At 55.1% G+C, this 20,170-nt stretch carries 16 protein-coding genes; 10 read left to right on the top strand and 6 right to left on the bottom strand.

Annotated elements, in window-relative coordinates; genetic code table 11:
• Positions 1-2: 2 nt before the first annotated feature.
• From IEC33019_RS27520 to IEC33019_RS07990, 4 genes are all read left to right on the top strand, one after another.
• The gene (locus IEC33019_RS27520) at positions 3-2,345 is read left to right on the top strand and encodes an RNaseH domain-containing protein (RefSeq protein WP_172959804.1); all 2,343 of its coding nucleotides are present in this window, start codon (positions 3-5) and stop codon (positions 2,343-2,345) included.
• Positions 2,346-2,554: 209 nt separating this feature from the next.
• Positions 2,555-4,963 (top strand): TerB N-terminal domain-containing protein, encoded by a 2,409-nt coding sequence (locus IEC33019_RS08000; RefSeq protein WP_070094548.1) that lies wholly within the window; start codon positions 2,555-2,557, stop codon positions 4,961-4,963.
• Positions 4,960-6,255, top strand: coding sequence for an ATP-binding protein (locus IEC33019_RS07995; RefSeq protein ID WP_070094547.1), 1,296 nt, complete (start codon positions 4,960-4,962; stop codon positions 6,253-6,255). The genes IEC33019_RS08000 and IEC33019_RS07995 overlap by 4 nt, the downstream gene beginning before the upstream one ends.
• 43 nt (positions 6,256-6,298) lie before the next feature.
• Complete coding sequence (locus IEC33019_RS07990) at positions 6,299-8,470, top strand: DEAD/DEAH box helicase (RefSeq protein ID WP_172959814.1); 2,172 nt, start codon at positions 6,299-6,301, stop codon at positions 8,468-8,470.
• 26 nt (positions 8,471-8,496) lie between these two features.
• Here IEC33019_RS07990 and IEC33019_RS07985 read toward each other — a convergent pair whose 3' ends face one another.
• Genes IEC33019_RS07985 through IEC33019_RS07975 form a run of 3 tightly spaced genes read right to left on the bottom strand, consistent with a single transcriptional unit; the run spans position 8,497 to position 11,465 of the window.
• Complete coding sequence (locus IEC33019_RS07985; protein WP_070094546.1) at positions 8,497-8,850, bottom strand: hypothetical protein; 354 nt, start codon at positions 8,848-8,850, stop codon at positions 8,497-8,499.
• A 54-nt stretch (positions 8,851-8,904) separates the two neighbouring features.
• The gene (locus IEC33019_RS07980; protein ID WP_070094545.1) at positions 8,905-9,747 is read right to left on the bottom strand and encodes a hypothetical protein; all 843 of its coding nucleotides are present in this window, start codon (positions 9,745-9,747) and stop codon (positions 8,905-8,907) included.
• Complete coding sequence (locus IEC33019_RS07975) at positions 9,741-11,465, bottom strand: AAA family ATPase (RefSeq protein ID WP_070094544.1); 1,725 nt, start codon at positions 11,463-11,465, stop codon at positions 9,741-9,743. Before IEC33019_RS07975 ends, IEC33019_RS07980 begins: the two co-directional genes overlap by 7 nt.
• Before the next feature lie 183 nt (positions 11,466-11,648).
• On the opposite strand from IEC33019_RS07975, the gene IEC33019_RS07970 reads away from it, so the two are divergent.
• The 5 genes from IEC33019_RS07970 (at position 11,649) to tnpC (ending at position 15,756) form a co-directional block, all read left to right on the top strand.
• Positions 11,649-12,488 (top strand): AbiJ-NTD4 domain-containing protein, encoded by an 840-nt coding sequence (locus tag IEC33019_RS07970; RefSeq protein WP_070094543.1) that lies wholly within the window; start codon positions 11,649-11,651, stop codon positions 12,486-12,488.
• A 23-nt stretch (positions 12,489-12,511) separates the two neighbouring features.
• A complete protein-coding gene (locus IEC33019_RS07965) occupies positions 12,512-13,138 on the top strand; it encodes a hypothetical protein (protein ID WP_070094542.1) in 627 nt (208 codons plus the stop codon).
• A gap of 356 nt (positions 13,139-13,494) precedes the next feature.
• Positions 13,495-13,827, top strand: coding sequence for an IS66-like element accessory protein TnpA (gene tnpA, locus IEC33019_RS07960; RefSeq protein WP_009684096.1), 333 nt, complete (start codon positions 13,495-13,497; stop codon positions 13,825-13,827).
• A complete protein-coding gene (tnpB, locus tag IEC33019_RS27750) occupies positions 13,824-14,159 on the top strand; it encodes an IS66 family insertion sequence element accessory protein TnpB (protein WP_009684097.1) in 336 nt (111 codons plus the stop codon). Before tnpA ends, tnpB begins: the two co-directional genes overlap by 4 nt.
• Before the next feature lie 61 nt (positions 14,160-14,220).
• A complete protein-coding gene (tnpC, locus tag IEC33019_RS07950) occupies positions 14,221-15,756 on the top strand; it encodes an IS66 family transposase (protein ID WP_099592754.1) in 1,536 nt (511 codons plus the stop codon).
• A gap of 33 nt (positions 15,757-15,789) precedes the next feature.
• Here the strand turns inward: tnpC and IEC33019_RS07945 are convergent, their stop codons facing one another.
• The 3 genes from IEC33019_RS07945 to IEC33019_RS07935 form a co-directional block, all read right to left on the bottom strand.
• Entirely contained in the window at positions 15,790-16,323 is a 534-nt protein-coding gene (locus tag IEC33019_RS07945) for an NUDIX hydrolase (RefSeq protein WP_009684099.1), read from the bottom strand.
• 92 nt (positions 16,324-16,415) lie between these two features.
• Complete coding sequence (locus IEC33019_RS07940; RefSeq protein WP_012316922.1) at positions 16,416-17,267, bottom strand: universal stress protein; 852 nt, start codon at positions 17,265-17,267, stop codon at positions 16,416-16,418.
• 11 nt (positions 17,268-17,278) lie between these two features.
• Complete coding sequence (locus IEC33019_RS07935; RefSeq protein WP_009684101.1) at positions 17,279-18,766, bottom strand: SulP family inorganic anion transporter; 1,488 nt, start codon at positions 18,764-18,766, stop codon at positions 17,279-17,281.
• An 864-nt stretch (positions 18,767-19,630) separates the two neighbouring features.
• Between IEC33019_RS07935 and IEC33019_RS27745 the strand changes: the two genes are divergently transcribed.
• On the top strand, positions 19,631-19,771 hold the full coding sequence (locus IEC33019_RS27745; protein WP_244509800.1) for a hypothetical protein: 141 nt from the start codon (positions 19,631-19,633) through the stop codon (positions 19,769-19,771).
• Positions 19,772-20,170: the final 399 nt, after the last annotated feature.

Here is a 20,170-nt window from a genome sequence, read left to right as displayed (position 1 = left end):
CAATGACCACAGAGCACCTTCGCACTAATCTGTTCCGATTCGATCCTGCTGAGCTAGGGCATGTCTACCAAACCGTGGTTGATCCGGAATTCTACGACGCCTGGCGTGCGATCGAAGCGGTCGCCCCATTCAAGGACAGGAATCTCCCTACTCGAGGCTTGCAAGAAGTGCTAGCCGTGATTTCCAGAGGGCCAGTGAAGGCCAACTCCAGACCGTCAACTCGGTCGGATGCTCCAGCGTTGCTTATGCTCAATGAGATCCCCCTCTCCATACTCAACGACGCACTGGAGATGTGGGGGGAAGAAGTGCTGAAATCCTACCGCCACAGCCTCCCGGGTGTTGCCAAACAGCTTGTCATCAAAGAGTTGATTCCGCTGCAAGCCAGCGCACTCTTCACGCCCACTGCCACCAATGGCAGTGCCTACGCTGTCGTGCCATGGCTTGTCGGACAGCGTATGGCTGCCAAGCTCATGAAGACCGAGCCAGGCGCGCCAGTGAAGTTATTCGAGACAGCCGATTATCGGCACAACAGAGACGGCATGACGCTTCTGACATGGGACACTCCCATTTTGGCGGCCGAAGACGGAGAGATCGCCCACCATGCGCTCGACTTGAAGCTATCCATGCTTCCGGGTCATCAGAAGCCTTACCTAGATTTGAGGGTACATATCAACAGAGTGATGCCTAACTGGGTGGGGAAGAAGCTTCACGCATGGGTGAATTCGAATAACGGGATCGTCTGCTGCAGAGTCAAAACGCCCCCAGCGGTTGATGGGAAGTGGGTGACCCACTACGTTCACCCCACCAGCCGCATCCTGGGCTACCTTGGGTTTGATCCCCTGCCCGCCATCGTTGAGGGAAGCATTCCGATAGATAGCTGTATCCGCCCCATTTTTGGGACTACTCCCTCCAAATCCGCGATTGGGGCTGGCGCCGGCCCACTTTTTTTTGATGAAGCCAGCTTTCATCTCACCGAATGCGTACCTGGTACCAAGCCGATGTTGGCGCAACGGGTGATTTCGGCTTTCCGTCGGAAACGGTTGGTCGGTGAATCGACCTTGCCAGGTTTACCGGTCATGGTGCTTGCCTCTTCTGCTGACCTTGTCATGCGTCTTCATGAGGCCACCAATGCCCTTGCAACTCAGGCCAAGCTGTTCAAACGCCTTGAGGCGCCAAAGTTTGAGCTCAAGCGCCTTTCGGTATCCGACACGGCAACGCATCTACTCCAGCCCTGTGAGCACGATGCCAATATGGAAGCGTGGTTCAAATCAGAGGTGCTTCCTGAAATCCAGCGTACTTCGGCGCAAGTGGTCATCGTCGAAACCACGCCAGAGTTGGCAAGGAAAAAGGTGGGTGATCCCAAACACAAGCTGCGTGATCTGTTCGCTCGCCATGGTGTGCGTACCCAGTTCATCTTCCATCCCCCCATCAAGCCCAGGCGAGCTCAGCGAGGGAAGCCGGATGCAGATCATCAGTCGCTGAACGCATTGATCGAGTGCATTCGGTTGCATGGACTGATTCCGATGCCACTGCCGGAAGCACCGCGATTGGCCTCAAATACCATGATTCTATCCGTGTACCTTGAGCGTATTTCAGATGGCGGCGGGTATGATCACCTTCCGGTCATCACGCGCATTGAAACCGGCAGCCAGAGAGCGGAAGTTTTTTGGGGGAGCCATGAGGATGGCGCGGTGGGTCGGTGGTATCCGTATGGCGAGGCTGTTGCCCTCATCCATAGCACCAAAAAGCTTCTCAGCGAGCAGGAGGTCAAACGCTTGGTCAATCAAGCCTTCCTTGCACCAAGACGTACCCTGGAACAGCCGTTGATTGTGTGCCTCGACAAGGGCCTGGCTCGAATCTACAAAATGTTGCAGGACGCTCCAGCCGGGGATCTTCCTCCGGTACCGAATAATGCGGCCGTCGTCAGGGTACGTTGCGATGAGAACAGCGCGCTGGTGACGGGCAACCATTCGAAATCGCCAGCTACTCCGGCGCATATTGGCAATCATATAGCTCTATACAGCGCTGAGGACGACAGTCGCGTTCACTACGTCGTCTCCCCATCCCGACATTACAACAAAGAGTCCTCCCATCGTAATGCCAACCGATACAGTGCAGATGAGGGGCTAGATAAGCCGTGGCACCAACTTGGCGTGACTGAACTAGTTGTCCTCCAACCTGGCGATTTTCTGAATGAAGCCGTTGTGGCAGAAGGCATTGGTCTTCTATGTCGCCATGCTCCCCTCTGGGACTGGTACATACGATTGCCGGGCCCGATGCATCTCGGGAAGAAGATCGCAGCTGATCATCCCTATGTTGAAGCACATAGAAGCTCATTTGCGTAATGTGGCCGTGGCGTTGGTGTCGTGAGAAGACCTGCGTCCTAGTGGCTTCAGCCGCGACAGCTGAAGCCCAGCTTAGCCTGACAGACCAATGCTACTGGCCATCCAGTTCAGCATTGTTTTGAGTAATCCCTTCGTCTATTCAGCTTGGCCGGCCTCGAAAAATCCGTAAGAATGTCATTTGGCCATTACTTACTGTACGGAACACTCATATGCCACGGAAGCGCAAAGGGAGCGGCGGAGGGCCGATCGCTCTGTACGCCTTGTTGTTCGTCGTTGCCTTATTGGCACAGATTCCAAAACAGGTGTGGATCGCCATTGGGGTTATCCTTGGCATTGGCGTGCTGGTATGGGCCGTCAGACGCGCCACCCGGGCGAAGCCCTACGTTCCTGAAGATGACATTGTTGCCGAGATCGCTGCGGCCTCTCGACAAGCGACCTCTCCCACTGTAACTGTCCAGTTCAGTACCAGTACCAGTACCCGCGAGCGGGACTTTCATACCGTCCAGATCGGATCGTCCAGCGATAGTCAGAACTATGCCATCCCAAAACCCAGTGCTAAACCCACGGGGGTTCGTTGGCTTATTGAAGGTGAATCCATCAACGTGGCTGGATTGGCCATCCCCGGTGGACTGCTCTACATCACCGAGCGCGCGACACAATTCGGCCAATCTGAACCGTCCTTGATCGATGCCACGCTTCGTGTCGCCCGCTCACCGATGAACCTCACCGAGCGACAGATGCCCTACTGGCCAAGCTACCGGAGCATCACACCCGAGGCGCGGCGAGCGTATCTGCAATGGTTGGCAGGAGGTCGTCGCCAGCCTGCTGATGCGGGTTACGTGTTCCTGTTTTTCTATGGGCTTGAGCGCCGCGCGCTGGTCGATGCACCGACTGATCCTCAGGCTAAGGCAGAGATCCCAGCTATCAAGGCCGAGGTCGAGCGCTTGCTTGGTCTCTACGGCGACAACAATTCTTTCCGCAGCTACGCTACTCGCTTCCTCGCCCATATCGACACGGGTTCTGTTCAACCTCAAAGCTACATGAGTGAGCCCGGCGCCATTTCCGCAGATGGTTATGAGTTGCCGATGTCACTGCGCGTTGCGCTGGGACAGATGGCCGTGGACAAGTATCCGCTCAATCCGGGCTGGGCATTGGCCTGGGCGCTTGCAGAACCGAACATTTCCAGGCGTACACCCGTGACCAGGTGTCCTGAGCAATTCGCAGCGCTCTTCAAAAACGAATTCGCGAAGCGCTACCCCAACGGCATTGTGCTTCCTCAGAACAAGACCAAGCTGAAAATTGCCTATCGCCCTGCTTCTGCCGGATTGAGCATTCCGGCAGTGGCCGTAGGTGACCTTCCCGATGTTGCGGCAACCTCGGGAACGCGTAACAAGCTGCAGGTCATTGTCGAGGACTGCACCAACGTACTTGACGCTTACAGTCGGTACTTGGGGCGCAATCCAGACGCCGGGGATAGCTTGGAAGCCATCCTACAGTTGCCAACAGAACTTTGGCCTGCTGAAGCAAAAGCAGAACTCGAACAGTTGGAGCAACGCGTCGGGGGCGAAACCATCTGCATGAGTTTCGGTGAGCTGGCAGGCCGCTTCAAATCTGCCGGCGCGCTTTCACGCGACAAAGTGATCGCCCTCGCTCGGGCGTTGGAGGGCAAGCGGATCGGATTGGAACCCGACGTGCTGTCTGGCAGTCGCACGCCCAAGGCAGAAGACACCATCGCGCTGTTCGCTGCCGACTCTGACGAAGGCACCCTTCGCTCTACCGATGCTTACAGCGCTGCAGCAGTGACTTTAGATCTTGCCAGTGCAGTCGCTGCGGCAGACGGTGACACCTCGCTTGAGGAGGTGAATCTGCTGTCGGGCCACATTGACTCGTGGGATCACCTCTGCGTTGCGCATCGTAAACGCTTGAAGGCACACCTCCAGATTCAACTGAAGCAACCACCCACGTTAGCCAGCCTCAAGAAGAAGCTTGAGCCTCTGACGATCGAGGCCAAGCGAAAAATTGCCAGCTTCCTGGCCCATCTTGCGCAAGCGGATGGCGAGGTCACGCCACAGGAGGTGAAGCTGCTCGAGCGCGTTTATAAATCGCTCGCCCTCGATCCGCAATTTGTCTACAGCGACCTCCATAGTGCAGCTGTTCGCCCCTCTCATGCAGTGGAAACTACCGCTTCGAGCACGGTGACTCAGGCGCCGGAAAGTGTTGGCTTTGCCCTGGACATGACAAAAGTTGCTCGTCTACAGCAAGAAACGGCAGAAGTGTCGGCGCTACTGGCCAGCGTCTTCGGTGAGGAAGCAGTCGTTGAAACACCTAGCGCCTCGGAACCCGGAGCGCTCCAAGAACAGGAAGGCAGTACCGCCGAACAGCTTGCTACCGTACATGGCTTGGACGTCGAGCATTCCGCGTTCCTCCGTTTGTTGGTTTCTCGGACTGAATGGAGCCGCGCTGAGCTGGAAGACGCCGCCAGTGATATGGAACTGATGTTGGATGGCGCCCTGGAACGGATCAATGACACAGCGTTTGAGCTGTTCGACATGCCCGTGACTGAAGGCGACGACCCCATCGAAATCAACCCCGACATTCTGGATGAATTAGCCCTATGAGTAAGATAAGAGCCAAGGATCGCGACGCGGTCATTCAATCGCTGCGCGCAGGTGTTGTGCCCCGTGTAGGGCAGCACCTGATCCAGGTAGGTCGAGCGGGTGAACTAGACTCGCTGCTCAAGGATGTGGATCGTCTCGCAGATGGCGGCTCCGCATTCCGCGTCGTCGTTGGCGAGTATGGCGCGGGTAAAACCTTCTTCCTCAACCTGGTTCGCGGCATCGCCATGGAGCGCAAGCTCGTCACCATGCACGCCGACTTGAATCCTGACCGTCGTCTTCATGCTTCGGGTGGCCAGGCACGCTCCCTTTACTCCGAGCTGGCCAAGAACATGGCCACGCGTACCAAGCCCGATGGCGGTGCGCTTCAGGGTATTGTCGAGAAATTCATTTCCCACGCTAAAACGGAAGCCAAGGCCAAGGGTGTCGACAGCGAGGTGGTCATTCGTGAGTACTTGGCGGAGCTCACCGAGATGGTCAATGGCTATGACTTTGCCGACGTCATTGCCGCCTACTGCCGCGGCTTCGAGGAAGGCAATGAGCAGCTCAAGGCTGACGCTATCCGTTGGCTGCGCGGCGAATTTTCCACCAAGACCGATGCCCGGGCTGCCCTGGGTGTGCGTACGATCGTCGACGATGCCTCCGTCTACGACCAGTTGAAATTGCTGTCTCGGTTTGTGCGTCTGGCCGGCTTTGGCGGCTTGATGGTTTGCCTGGATGAATTGGTCAACCTGTACAAACTGGCAAACACCCAGGCGCGGAACGCCAACTATGAACAGATCCTGCGCATCCTCAACGACTCGTTGCAGGGCTCCGCTGAAGGTCTGGGCTTTGTCTTGGGCGGCACACCAGAGTTTCTGATGGACACGCGTCGGGGGCTGTACAGCTACCCTGCCCTGCAATCGCGTCTTGCAGAAAACAGCTTCGCTAAGTCTGGCCTGGTCGACCTTTCTGGGCCGGTCATTCGGCTCAGCAGTCTGACCCCTGAAGATTTCTACGTGCTGCTGCAGAAACTGCGCAATGTCTATGCCTTCGGTGAGCCTGAGAAGTTTTTGCTGCCAGACGAAGCCATCCCCGCGTTCATGGCGCACTGCAACCAGCGCTTGGGCGAGGCCTATTTCCGGACACCACGCACGACCATTACCGCATTCATCAACCTGCTCGCGGTGATCGAGCAGAACCCTACAGCGGATTGGCGAACATTGCTCGGCGCCGTGGAGCTGTCTAGAGATGAGGGTGGGCAACAAGATCTTGAAGTCGAGGCCGACGATGAGCTCGCCAGCTTCAAGCTCTGACTCTTCTTCGTTTGAGCGTCTACACCCCGAGGTTCAGCAATGGATCTGGTCACAGGGGTGGACGTCGTTACGTGATGCCCAAGAGTGGGCGGTACCGGCCTTGGTGGGTGCTGATCGCGACGTGATCATTGCAGCGTCTACCGCGGCAGGTAAAACAGAGGCTGCATTCCTCCCCATCCTGACCAACCTCCTCAATGACCGCGAGCCCGCTGGCGCAGTGCTGTATATCAGCCCACTCAAGGCACTGATCAATGACCAATGGGACAGGCTCAGCCGGCTGTGCGAGCGGCTAGAGCTGCCCGTCGTTGCCTGGCATGGTGATGTGGCAGCAAGCAAGAAACAACGGTTCCTGAAATCGCCTGAGGGCATCCTGCTGATCACGCCGGAGTCCCTCGAAGGCCTCTTCGTAAACAGAGGCTCGAGTTTACCTGGGGCTTTTCAGAACCTGCGCTACATCGTCATCGATGAGCTTCATGCCTTCATTGGCAGTGAGCGCGGTAAGCAACTGCAATCGCTCATGCAGCGGGTTGAGATCGTCGTAGGCAGGGCTCTGCCTCGCGTAGGACTTTCCGCGACGCTTGGGGAGATGTCGCTGGCCCAAAAATTTCTGAGGCCGGCTCGCCCTGATGACATCACCATCATCGAGTCGAAATCCTCTGGCCAGGAACTCCAAGTGCAGGTGCGCGGCTACCTTGAACAGCCCATGCAGCAACTGGTGGCGGAACACCTCACAAATGCGTTAACAGATGAAGGCGCCGATAAGGCCGACACCTCAGGTACCAAAGTGGCTATCGCAGGCCACCTGTACAAGGTTTTGCGGGGGCACAACAACCTGATCTTCCCCAACAGGCGCCAAGAGGTTGAATGGTTTGCCGACCGTCTGCGCTCACTGTGCGAGAACGATGGAGTGCCAAACGAGTTCTGGCCGCACCACGGTAGCTTGTCCAAGGAACTGCGCCAAGATGCCGAACGGGCGTTGAAAGCGGGAGATCCTCCAGCTTCTGCCGTATGTACTACCACCCTTGAGCTGGGTATCGACATCGGTAACATCAGGACGGTCGCACAGATCGGCTCCCCACCCTCTGTGGCGAGCCTCAGGCAACGGCTTGGCCGCTCAGGTCGTCGACCCGGCGAGCCTGCCATGCTCAGGGTGTACTGCCGAGAGCGCCCCTTAACGGATCAGTCTGATCTCTCCGATCAGTTACGTGAGGGCCTTGTCCAAACGGTTGCCATGATCCGCTTACTGATCAGTGGATGGTTTGAACCACCACGGTCGGGAGGCCTGCACGCCTCGACGCTTGTACAGCAGTGCCTGTCTTCGATTGCTCAGCTCGGCGGTGCCTCGGCCGCCCAATTATGGGGAAATCTCATAGCAAGCGGCAGCTTTGCGAGCGTTACCAAACCTGATTTCCTGTCTTTGCTCAAAGGGATGGGTGAGAAGGAGTTGATCGTCCAGGACAGCTCAGGACTTCTACTGCCAGGCGAACTCGGGGAGCGGTTGATCAACCACTATGAGTTCTATACCGCTTTCACGAGCGATGAAGAGTTTCGTTTGCTCCGTGATGGCAAGCCACTTGGCTCGCTGCCCGTGAGCAAACCCCTGACCAAGGGGCAGCGCATCATCTTCGGCGGAAGACGTTGGCAAGTTCAAGATGTCGACCTTGAAGCGAAGGTGATCGTGGTCACACCGGCGCGGGGCGGCGAGCCTCCTCAGTTTGATGGTCTCGGTGCGCAGGTGGATGATCGCGTCAGGCTTGAAATGCGAAACGTACTGATGGAAACCACCCCTTGTCCCTTCCTGGACAAACACGCTCAAGCCCTACTGGAGGAAGCTCGGAGTAACTTCCGTGCCCTCGGCTTGAGTGCTGCGGCGATTGTTGGCTCTGCTACCGTAAGCCACGTGGCGACCTGGCGGGGGGATTACACCAATGATGCGCTGGTCTTGTTGCTCAGGCATGTGGGCATTCAGTGCGAGAACAACGGACTCTTCCTGGAGGTTGCCTTCGGTGAGGAAGACACGTTGCGAGCGTTGCGCGTGGTGGGTGAAATGGACGTTTCGGACGAGGAGCCCATCTTGGATAACGTCGAAAATATGATCCGAGAAAAATGGGATTGGGCCCTTCCCCGCTCACTCCTGATGAAGTCATTTGCCTCAAGCCATCTTGATCTCCAAGCCGCGGTTACCACAGCTCGACTTCTTGCTCTGGAGGCGTAGAGAGGAATGCCCACAGCACTACTCTCCTACGATCCGTCGCCCATTTTGTCGAGGTCGGCTTCTACATTGGCAAGCTTTAGCATCAACTCAGCTTCTCTCAACTTCGCTGCGGCGGCCTCGGACAGGGCATCACTAGCCTCTTTAGCCTTGGCTTCCAATTGCTGAGAGAGTAGTTCCCTAGCACCTTCTGCTCGAGCAGTCGCAGCATTGGCAATACCGAGGTCGCCACGCAGGGCTTCCACGTCCTCACGACGCTGTGAGGCTTCCCTGGCATGTTGGCGATTCTCGGCAATGAACCGCTCGTTATCCCGAATCAATCGGGAGATCTCCTCATGCTTGACCATAAGCGTCTGCTGAAGGACGGTCAGATCCTGCTGCATTAAACCTACAGTTGCAGACGCATTTGAATCAGCGCCTGCAACCTGAGGTCACTATTATATTTTGGCGGGAAGAACCCCAGTGGCTAGATATTCAAGCATGTCAGGATTGTCCAACACAGCTCTGTAATACAGATGTTGCCAGCTATTTAAGGTGGGATCCTCGTGCAGTGATCGGAATAGCTCTACCGATTCCTCAATGGTCTGGTTACCCTTTCTAATCTTGGCCGCATGCTTGAGTATTCGCATACTCTCTCCCTTAAAGAAGCCCGCAAACCTACGTTCAATGGCCAGCTCTCGAATGTGGGCTCGCACTACTGCTCGCTGTTCGTCCGAGAGCCAATCCATTAATTCGATTGAGAACGTCGGTGTATCATAAGGCGGGTGGATGACGATACGTAAGATTTGTCTTTCTACAAAATCGTCAAAATACGGGTGCAAAAACAGCCTCGACTCCCTGGCAGTGTGAGTTTTCTCAAGCTTCTCTTTTTGACAGCTGTCACACATTGGGAAGAGGTTGACTGGCGTGATGCTGAAATGGGGGTATTTCCCCTTTGGCAGGTAGTGGTCGAGTGTGTTGGGCTTGCCAAATTCCCCACATGCAGGGCAGAGGTTCAGTTCATGGTCATTTAGGTCGTCTAGCACAATGCCTTGGGCGCTTCCAGGTGCTGGGTGAGTATAAAGATTCTTAAAGCTCTTCTTCTTTGCAACAGGGATAGCCGCCCACGTTGGGACGTGTGCCGGAGAGCCATTATTATCAAGGTATACCTGGGTTCGCGCCTTCCACTCCGCTTTAATGCCCGTGAAGTACAGGGCATTTGATCCGCCCTGCCTTTCTCTGACCACATCATCGACAAGCGTGACGCTACAATGCTGCGGCGTTGGCAAGCGCATTACCATTGTTCAGCCTCCATTGAATGGATCTGAATGATTAGCTCTTCATTAATGTGACCCTTCAACGACTTTATTAGCTCATCAGCAGTCATGCTCTCCAATCGCTTGCTGATCCATTGTTCAAATGGCTTGGAAACTGATTTATCCCCGAAGACATACGACGCAATTCGTTGCACGTCGCCACCAAAGGTTTGGAATGGTGGATTCTTAACCACAAGCTTATCTTCAGTGCGTTCCAGGACATGAACGCAGTCGGAGGGCATTTCTCGTACAATCGATACCGAATGTGTTGCGAGAACGGCCCTAGAGTTAAATTTATCCAAGATTTGCTTCAGCATATCAACAAGCTGCACTTCAAGGGAAGGATGCAAGAACAGCTCGGGCTCATCAATTAGAATCAAGCTGTTCCGTTTGATAGCGCCTAGTAAATTAATAACCAAATACGCAAAGAGACGCTGCCCTGAGCTCAGCGCCAAAACTTTTTCCCCTTTGACGAATGCCAGCCCAAAATCTTTATCGATGCTTTTAGCTAGAACATCTGAGTCCCACATTTGGATGGTGCTAGGCGATATGACTGCAAACTTTGTCTCTCTAGCTCTTGTTGTGATGACCTTGAATGGCTCTTCAACATCGCCATCGCTGACGAGATCATCAGAGTTGACCCGAGGCTTGACCTTGAGAGCTATTTCATCGAAATCGATTGCAGCCTGAAGGACGCGAGTCGCAGTTCTGACCTTCTGGCCCCAGTGCTTAATATGGCGATATCGTTGATCATCTGCCACGCAATCAAGCATCGATCTAACGGTGTCTTTTTTGGGGATTTCTCTGGAAAGAGAAACTGATGAGTTCGAGACTTGTTTTGACTCATTGGCAGGTCGCGATGCAAACCTACCCCTCAGACCGAAATACTTATAAGCATCTCGATCTCTGACCTTCGACTCCTCCATATCCACGGGGAAAAGTTCGAATGGGCTATATGAAGCGACAATTAGGCGGCTGATACTCTCTGGCATGTCGTTGTGACGCCGCCGCTCCTTTCTGCCATCTGCAAGCCAAGCATCAACCATTTGATGCAAAAACTGAGATTTACCTGTGCCGTTCGCTCCAATAAGCACATTAATTTCGCGAGGCAGACCTGTTGTATCTTTGCTAAATTTCAAGCTCAGCGATGACTGATTGTTGAAAACATCCTTAAATTCAAAAGGGATGTCGATTGCAGTGATGGATGACTGGTCTAGCACCTTCCAACCATCGCTGAAAGATTCGATGCTACCTCGCTCACGCTGCAGTGAATCTTTGAAACCTGCAGATCTTATTAGTTTTTGTACTTCAGTGGAGTCTTTGATATGTACAAGATAGCTCGCATCGCGAAGCAAATCGGCAACCTCAAGTGCTCCGCCTTTAGAGAGCGCCCCTTGCAGCTGTTCATAAAATGCAATCTCACCAGGAATTGATATATAATTGACATGAGGTATCGGAAAGTGCCCATCCCAGTTTTCGCTCAACAGATTATCAAAATAGCGCCTGGTATTTTTGATCCCATCTACGAGAATGCGCACAGGTGCTAGTTCAATGCGCTCTCCCCCGATCCTACAGGAAACGATAAATGTGGTTTCATATCCGAAGTCGTTCCAGTCGTTGGAAAGTAGCTCTAGGATATCCTCTGTGCCTGCAGGTAAGGCATTTGTGCGCCGGCTAGGTCGCCCATTGTAAATGACCTTCAAAGCTACTCTCCCTAGTGTTGGTAATTTTTTGTCCTGATGCCCTGCTATAGGCCTTGGCATCCGCTCGCGCGGTACCTTAAGGTAGTGGCTTTTGGATATCAACGCTTGACCTAGCCTGAACATCTGGCAGCCAGCGTTAGCTCAGAAATCGAGGCCTCGGGCCTCTACTCAAGGAGATGCGTTGTGAGGGAGACATTCTCAAGGCGGCACGGCTTCTCGAATACTGAAGAGGCAGAAATCACAGTCAGAGAGGACGCTCCCGTAGAGTTGCGCAGCTTCTTCGTCCAGCTGTGCTATGACTGCGGACTGACACCCTCTACTCTCCGAGGCATAGTGTGCCAGGCGCTAAAACGGCAACCCGATCGCAACAACTGGAGCGACTTTCCCAACGTAGACAACGAGGTTGAAGACCTCCTTCAGGGGTGCAAGTGGTTCAAGGTGTACGACATCATCGAACGTCTGCATGACTACCTTGCAGAGACTCGTTACGACCGGGATGTGTACAACCACTTCGTTACCGAGTTGAACGACTACTTCGTCGAGTTTGGCATCGGATGGAAGCTGGTCGCAGGGCGGCTCGAGACACGGGGCCCTGAATCCTTCGAGGTGATCGTCAGGAATGCAAAGGATGCTGAGCACAATGCCGGTCACTCTACGGCCAGCAAAGAGCTGCATCAGGCTATAGCTGATTTGTCCCGCCGGCCTCAGCCAGATCCTACTGGCGCCATCCAGCATGCAATGGCCTCACTTGAGTGCGTAGCCCGTCAGGTGACTGGTGACGTGAAGGCCAACCTAGGCGATATCCTAAAACGGCACAACACACTTATCCCTCCGCCGCTCGATCAAGCAGTCGCTCGGGCTTGGGGGTACGCCTCTGAGAATGGTCGTCACCTTAGAGAGGGACGTGAGCCTTCCTACACGGAAGCTGAGCTGATCGTTGGCTTATGTGCGTCCCTCAGCAACTATCTCATTAAGAAAACACTGAGCGCACCGCAAGGTGAAGATTCGGAATCAATTTTCTAGGTAAACGGACTCAAGGGCGACACATGGCAGTTTCATCGAGTATCCGGAATCAGCTCAGAACGACGCTGCACCATGAGCTTGGGCATTGGCTGGTAGCCCGCCATTTCGGTTTCAAGGCTGGTGAGGTCAGCGTCCGGCTTGAGGATCAGCAGGTTTTGGGGACATCCCTTATCGAACCCTACTCTCCAGTTCCGCTGGCAGACACAAAGCAGGTGCGCAGCCACATTTTCAACCGAATGGTGGTGCTGTGTGCCGGGGTAGTGGCAGACATCCAGTCGCGCGGCCCAAGAGTCAGCCAAGCGGTCATAGACAACGTCTTCAACGAAGGTGTGATGGATGAAACAGGATTGAATGACCGTGGAAAGGTGGAAGAATTGATGTTCATCCTGGTCAGCATTGACCATGAAGCGTCTTCTGATACGGACGCGAATGACAGCCGATCGCAAAAAATTTTCAGCGAGGCTTTTGGTCAGGCGGATGAATTAATTAAAGAATTTTTCCCTAAGCTTGAGTTAATGGCGACGCTCCTCAGGCAAGGCAGAGAAAATGCAATCCGGTTCGAATTCCCATACGAACGGGTGGTTCGCGCTGAATTAGATGCAATTGCCCAGCTATCTAAATGTCAACCGAATGCCGAGATCTCCCCCTGAATCTTCGCTGGTGTAGTCGACCACCGAACGCCCAGTCGGCAGTTGAGGCCGTCTGGGCGCCGTGAGACGCACCTTGAGCCTAGGCCGCCCGCCGTTTCAGATCCTGGATGTTACCAGAAGCAGCTCGCGGGAAAGCGTGCCTCCCCCTAGAGCTTTACTGAACCGGAGCTCGTCAGGGTTTACAAAATTGTTCGCGGGACAGGAAAGGCTTTGCCGCAGGAAAAGCTGATAGGCCTAGATCTGCCTGTCATGTGTAACCGTCCGGCCAACTCACCTTCCTGACCCCGACGCCAAAGGCGATGGTGTCCACCTAATTTAAGTGGACACCATTTCTAGCCTTTTAAGCGGGTCTTTCCATGCAGTCACAACGCCGTTCCTATTCAAAATCCTTCAAGGCCCAAGTTGTCCAAGAGTGCGCCCAGCCCGGCGCATCGATTGCCAGCGTCGCGCAGAAGCACAGCCTTAACGCGAACCTCGTACATAAATGGATTAGGGTACTCACGAACAAAACTATGGCGCTGCAACCTGCTTTCATTCCAGTGCCCTTGCCGCTAGCCGGAGGACATTCGCAGGCAGCTTCATCAAGTATCTGCATTGAAATCCAGCACCCGCGTGGCACCGTCAAAGTGAACTGGCCGACCGAAAGCGCTGTCGCCTGTGCCACCTTTCTGCGAGACCTGTTGGAATGATTCGGATCGATGCCATCTGGCTTGCCACCGAGCCTATGGACATGCGCGCCGGTACCGAGACCGCGCTGGCCAGGGTGATCGCGGTGTTCGGTGTGGCGAAGCCGCACTGCGCATACCTCTTCGCTAATCGCCGTGCCAACCGAATGAAAGTCTTGGTGCATGACGGTGTGGGCATTTGGCTGGCAGCGCGACGATTGAACCAAGGCAAGTTTCATTGGCCCGGCATCCGTCACGGATCGGAAGTCGAACTCGATAACGAGCAACTTCAAGCCTTGGTACTGGGTTTGCCGTGGCAGCGGGTCGGCGCAGGCAGCGCGATCACAGTGCTTTAGCCCCTGCCATTAGCCCATCGGTTTATCGCTGTTGACGACCTGCTCTGACACAATCAGCGGCATGACTTCCTCGCCCAATCTCGACCAGATGACACCGGAACAGCTGCGCGGCTTGGCCGAACAGGCTATGCAGTTGCTGTCCCAGGTCGACTCCATGAGCCAGAAAATCCAACGCCTCGAAACGGTCAACGAGCAACTGGCTCATGAAATCGCCATCCTCAAGCGACACAAGTTCGCCAAGCGCAGCGAGCAACTGAGCCCCGACCAAGGCAGTCTGCTTGATGATCTGCTCGATACCGATATCGCAGCTATCGAAGCCGAGCTGAAGGCAGCCAATCCGCCGGCCGCACCGGCCGAGCCACGTCATAAGCCCAAGCGTGCACCACTGCCGCCGCAGTTTCCGCGAACCGTGATCCGTCACGAACCAGAGAATACTCAGTGCGTGTGCGGCTGCCAGCTTCAGCGAATCGGCGAAGACGTCAGCGAGAAGCTCGATTACACTCCGGGCGTGTTCACAGTTGAGCGGCATGTGCGTGGAAAATGGACGTGCCGTCAGTGTGAAACACTGATCCAGGCGCCTGTACCGGCCCAAGTGATCGACAAGGGCATCCCGACCGCAGGCCTTTTGGCCCACGTGATGGTGGCGAAGTTCGCCGACCATTTACCGCTGTACCGGCAGGAGAAGATTTTTGGTCGGGCCGGACTGCCCATCGCCCGTTCGACACTGGCGCAATGGATCGGACAGAACGGTGTGCAGCTCCAACCTCTGGTCGATGCGCTGCGTGAGCATGTGTTGGCCCAGGGCGTGATCCACGCCGATGAGACCCCGGTTCAGATGCTCGCACCAGGCGAAAAGAAAACCCACCGCGCTTACGTGTGGGCCTATAGCACCACGCCTTTCTCGGCCCTAAAGGCCGTGGTCTACGACTTCAGCCCCAGCCGTGCCGGCGAACATGCGCGTAACTTCCTGGGCACGTGGAACGGTAAGCTGGTCTGCGATGACTTCGCCGGCTACAAGGCCAGCTTCGAGCTGGGCATCACCGAAATCGGCTGCATGGCCCATGCACGCCGCAAATTCTTCGACCTGCATGCAGCCAATAAAAGCCAGTTGGCGGAGCAGGCGCTTCACTCGATTGGCGGGTTGTATGAAGTCGAGCGACACGCCAAGGAAATGAGCGACGAAGCCCGCTGGCGATTACGTCAGGAAACAGCGGTGCCCATCGCTGAAAAACTGCATGAGTGGATGTTGGCCCAACGCGAACTTGTGCCCGAGGGTTCGGCCACGGCCAAGGCCCTGGATTACAGCCTTAAACGCTGGGTAGCGCTGACGCGCTACCTGGAAGATGGTGCTGTGCCCATCGACAATAACCAGATCGAGAATTTGATCCGGCCGTGGGCGCTTGGGCGCTCGAACTGGTTATTTGCCGGGTCGCTGCGCAGTGGAAAAAGGGCGGCGGCAATCATGAGCCTGATCCAGTCGGCGCGTATGAATGGGCACGATCCGTATGCCTATCTCAAGGATGTACTGATGCGGCTTCCGACACAGCGGGCGAGCGAAATCACGCAATTACTCCCGCAGCATTGGATGCTTGCCTGAGGCAGGCTAAGTGGACTTCGCCAAATAGTCAGCTCAAAGGCTGATTGGCATCAACAATTCGGAAGCGACTTTTCTCAGCATGTAGGTTTCGCGCAGAATTGACTGCCCCATCGAAGACTCGTGACGCTGCATGACGGCTTCATTGTGTGCGATGGCTTCATGCAGGTTGATCCAGACAGGCCGCATACCATTAGCGATTTCGTGGCTTTCCATTCTCACCGGCTCTAGCTGGGGCGCTACTTCGCATTGATAAAAATGCGAGGTCATGTGCATCAGATCGTACTGTGGCTTTTGGTAGGGCCGGTACTCCTCGATGTAACCGTAGTGCTGGAGCACCTGTATTTCACGAGCACCAGTCTCTTCCTCAAGCTCACGCTTCAGGCCTGCGACAATGTCCTCGTCACCATCAAGGCCGCCTCCAGGAAAGCTGAAATCGTTATAGCGCTCGGTGAACAGCAACAGGATCTGTTCACCCCGCATCACGATGCCGCGAGCTGCATGTCGACGGAATACTCTGCCCTGCTTGGATTTCAGCTCGGGGTGAACAATTTCAGTTATGAGTTGCATGTGGTCTCGTAGCGGCAAGATCAGTTAGTCATCGTCCAGGGTGGCCACGGTATTTCCTCAGTTCTGGAAATACTGTGGCCAGTGGAACTGGCTCAGCGAAGCAGCAATAAGGGTACAGTGGATGTACGCAGCATCGTCGTGGTCGTGCTGCCTATCAGAAACTGCCTGATGCGTGAGTGCCCGTACGCCCCCATGACCAAGAGGTCAATGCCGTGCTCTGCCTGATACGCATGCAGTGTGGACTCTACTTCGCCTGGGCGGATCTCGGAATGCACCAGCGAGCCGGAAGACGCAAGCGTGGTTCGTGCCTTCTCCAGCGCGTTCTGGTTGTCTTCAGAATCCGTTCCAACCATGACGATATGAATTGGCAGGCCTTCGCACAGCGGGCTTGAAGCAAGCATCTGTAAGGTCTTGTGGCCTGTTGCGCTGCCGTCAAATGCCACCATGACCGTTTCAGGTTTCCTGAAATGGCTGGTTGTAATCAGGGTGGGGCGGTGGATAGTTCGGACTATCGCTTCAATCTGGCTGCCAAGACTTTGGGCACTGCGCGTGCTGTCCTCACCGACTCTTCCAATCACCAGTAACCGAATATCGTCTTGGAGATCGCTCAGGCTCTCGACGAGATGGCCATGGCGCTGCTTCATATCAGGTGACATGGCGCCAGAGTGAACTGTTCGCTCGCGAGCTTTTTCAAGCATGTGCTGCCCATGCTCCAACGCCAGTTTTGCCCGCTGCGCATCCAGCATGGCCAACTCTTCCAGCAGATGTTCTCTGCTACCGAGACCGATATTGCCGCTGAGGTCAGCGGATGCAGGATATTTCTCCTTATCCAGCACATGAAGCAAGGTCAGGGGAGCGCTGAGTCGTTGCGAGGCCCATGCTGCGTAATCGCAGACCGCCAATGAGGATTGTGAGTTATCAATGCATGCCATTACGCGGGTCATTGTCGTTCTCCTTAGTGGCTCATGAGCTTGTCGATGGCACCGGGTTTGTCATGCACGCCGAAGCGGTCAACGATTGTCGCGCTGGCTTCATTGAGACCGAGCACTTCAACCTCAGCGCCTTCGCGTCGGAACTTGATCACGACCTTATCCAGCGCTGCGACGGCGGTGATATCCCAGAAATGCGCCTGTGTGAGATCGATGGTGACCTTGTTGAGCGCCTCCTTGAAGTCAAAAACCTCAGTGAACTTGTCCGCAGAGCTAAAGAACACCTGGCCCACGACGCGGTAAGTCCGATGCGATTTCGTCTCTTCAAGAGTGCTCTTGATATCCAGGTAGTGCCCGACCTTGTTTGCGAAGAACAGGGAGGCCAGCAGCACACCTACCAGTACGCCGTAAGCCAGATTGTGAGTGGCCACGACGACCACGACGGTCGCCACCATGACGAGGTTGGTCGACAGCGGATGCTCTTTCAGATTACGCAAGGAATCCCAGCTAAAGGTGCCGATGGACACCATGATCATCACAGCCACGAGTGCCGCCATAGGGATTTTGGAGAGCCACTCGCCAAGAAATACCACCATCAGCAGCAGGAAAACGCCGGCACACAATGTCGAGAGACGGGTGCGGCCACCAGATTTCACGTTGATGATCGACTGGCCGATCATGGCGCAACCTGCCATGCCGCCAAGCATGCCGGCAGCGATGTTGGCCACACCCTGGCCTTTGCACTCGCGGTTTTTGTTGCTGGTGGTGTCGGTAAGGTCGTCGACGATGGTCGCGGTCATCATTGATTCGAGTAGACCCACTACTGCCAACGCAGCCGAGTACGGGAAAATGATGCGCAGGGTTTCAAAATTCAGCGGAACTTCAGGCCAGAGGAAGATCGGGAGCGTATCAGGCAGTTGGCCCATGTCACCGACGGTGCGGATATCCAAACCGAGGTAAATGGCGATGGCAGTCAGCGTCAGAATGCACACCAATGGAGAGGGAATCACCTTGCCGATTTTCGGTACATACGGGAACAGGTAGATGATTCCCAGGCCCGCAGCGGTCATGGCATAGACATGCCAGGTGACATTGGTCAGCTCAGGCAATTGCGCCATAAAAATCAGAATCGCTAATGCGTTTACGAAGCCGGTGACTACCGAGCGTGAAACAAAGCGCATCAACGAGCCGAGCTTCAGGTAGCCGGCAAGGATTTGAAGTACGCCACATAGTAGCGTCGCGGCCAGCAGGTACTGGAGTCCATGCTCTTTTACCAGCGTAACCATCAGCAGTGCCATGGCGCCTGTCGCCGCCGAGATCATTCCGGGGCGCCCGCCGACAAAGGCGATGACAGCACAGATACAGAAGGAGGCGTAGAGACCGACTTTGGGATCTACCCCGGCGATGATGGAAAAGGCGATGGCTTCCGGGATCAGCGCGAGTGCGACCACCAGCCCCGCGAGCACGTCGGCACGGACGTTGGAAAACCACGTTTGTCTAAGTTTTTGCAGCATATAAATATCCAAGGCAAAGCATCGCGCACGCCAAGGGAGTGGCGAGCGAATCGATACAAATTCAAATTTTGAGGATTTTTTGCTGTGTGCTTAAGGTGTAAAACCAGGCGTACAGCAGTGAGCACCCGCGAGCGAGGCTAGCGGAAGCAGGTTGTTGCGAGGGGGCGTAGCGCTAAGGCGGCGTAGGCTGCCAGTAGATCGTTTGGAGTACAGTCATGCTGATGTTCCTGTAGCTCAAGGGGTATGCGGAGCCGAAGTATACAATGAAGCCATCGTCGATTGCGACCCGCTGGCAGGCTCTGCATGACCTACGTCAGATACAGGCTTATTCAATGGGTATACCTGCGGGCAAGGCTTTGTTTTCCACCCGTTCTTGTCCGAGCTGGTCTGTGTGCTGAGGGGTGAGTTGGCCAGACGGTTACTGTCATGTCTGGGTTGAGACGCACCTAGAAATACTTAAGTACGACCACCTCATCAGCGGCTGCGCTTTCAACTCAGAGTTCCCATCGAATGAGGCACCAAGTGCTGCCCTTTTCGCACTGCTTCGGTCATTGACCTTAGCGCATTCAAGTTTCGTCAGCGCGGCCGGGCATGGCCAGTCGAAGAGATCGGCCAGGGGGTTATCCATATCCACATTGCATTCGACCCACTGACGTCAGCAACCAGCATTATGGGGGCGAAACCCTACCTCCTTTGGATTTTGTCGATACATTTGAGAGCTGCAGTGCAGATTGGACGAGCTAGGCTTTCCGCATGGAGATGTGACTAGGGGCGAGGATGCAGCATTTGGGGCTTGGGCAGACCCTTCCTTGCAACACAATTCGCACCAAAAATCGTTACCTGACGGAGCACGGAGGAAATCTCATGATTGATCCGATCATGCAGCTAGACGCGGAGTTGGAGTGGCTGGGTTGGATCGCCGACGAACAGGAACGTCAGGTAGCTATCTGTACTTACTCGGCCAATGTTGATCGCGTGGTTAACGGAGTGGGCACCAGGCCCTGACGTAAAGGCAGAATTGACGCGGGAGCTCTCTCACCTTCCCCCGGCCTTGATGTCGGCATATGCAGCGTGGATTCACCACGGTGGAAGTCGCTAATTCTACCGCGAGAGACCACCATTAGGTTGTATAGACCTCCACGCTACATGCTGCTCGACGGGGCGTAGCTCGGACAGATTAACGCGACGGCAAGCTGCTCAGCGCAGTGTCGATCAAGTCGATAATTTGCTCGGGAGACTCATCGAAGTGAAAATCCTCAGGTACACCGCTATCTGCAAAGTACATGAAGCCCCTCAAGCACCTAAATACCGTTGCTCCAATACGGATGGGCTCATCCGATTCTGAGACGATATGAGCCCTAAAACGCTCAAGGTCGTCTCGTGTCATTTCGAATGAGTCGACTC

The organism is Pseudomonas putida, assembly GCF_002741075.1.
Classification (GTDB): domain Bacteria; phylum Pseudomonadota; class Gammaproteobacteria; order Pseudomonadales; family Pseudomonadaceae; genus Aquipseudomonas; species Aquipseudomonas putida_T.
Note: the sequence above shows the minus strand (reverse complement) of the source record. Positions and strands in the feature narration are given on the sequence as shown.

What these genes read in the sequence shown, in the direction of transcription:
- IEC33019_RS07935 (WP_009684101.1), bottom strand. Translation starts at nt 18,766, where the DNA reads ATGCTGCAAAAACTTAGACAAACGTGGTTTTCCAACGTCCGTGCCGAC.
- IEC33019_RS27520 (WP_172959804.1), top strand. Translation starts at nt 3, where the DNA reads ATGACCACAGAGCACCTTCGCACTAATCTGTTCCGATTCGATCCTGCT.
- IEC33019_RS07965 (WP_070094542.1), top strand. Translation starts at nt 12,512, where the DNA reads ATGGCAGTTTCATCGAGTATCCGGAATCAGCTCAGAACGACGCTGCAC.
- IEC33019_RS07985 (WP_070094546.1), bottom strand. Translation starts at nt 8,850, where the DNA reads ATGCAGCAGGATCTGACCGTCCTTCAGCAGACGCTTATGGTCAAGCAT.
- IEC33019_RS07945 (WP_009684099.1), bottom strand. Translation starts at nt 16,323, where the DNA reads ATGCAACTCATAACTGAAATTGTTCACCCCGAGCTGAAATCCAAGCAG.
- tnpB (WP_009684097.1), top strand. Translation starts at nt 13,824, where the DNA reads ATGATTCGGATCGATGCCATCTGGCTTGCCACCGAGCCTATGGACATG.
- IEC33019_RS08000 (WP_070094548.1), top strand. Translation starts at nt 2,555, where the DNA reads ATGCCACGGAAGCGCAAAGGGAGCGGCGGAGGGCCGATCGCTCTGTAC.
- IEC33019_RS07940 (WP_012316922.1), bottom strand. Translation starts at nt 17,267, where the DNA reads ATGACCCGCGTAATGGCATGCATTGATAACTCACAATCCTCATTGGCG.
- IEC33019_RS07980 (WP_070094545.1), bottom strand. Translation starts at nt 9,747, where the DNA reads ATGGTAATGCGCTTGCCAACGCCGCAGCATTGTAGCGTCACGCTTGTC.
- IEC33019_RS27745 (WP_244509800.1), top strand. Translation starts at nt 19,631, where the DNA reads ATGATTGATCCGATCATGCAGCTAGACGCGGAGTTGGAGTGGCTGGGT.
- tnpC (WP_099592754.1), top strand. Translation starts at nt 14,221, where the DNA reads ATGACTTCCTCGCCCAATCTCGACCAGATGACACCGGAACAGCTGCGC.
- IEC33019_RS07995 (WP_070094547.1), top strand. Translation starts at nt 4,960, where the DNA reads ATGAGTAAGATAAGAGCCAAGGATCGCGACGCGGTCATTCAATCGCTG.
- tnpA (WP_009684096.1), top strand. Translation starts at nt 13,495, where the DNA reads ATGCAGTCACAACGCCGTTCCTATTCAAAATCCTTCAAGGCCCAAGTT.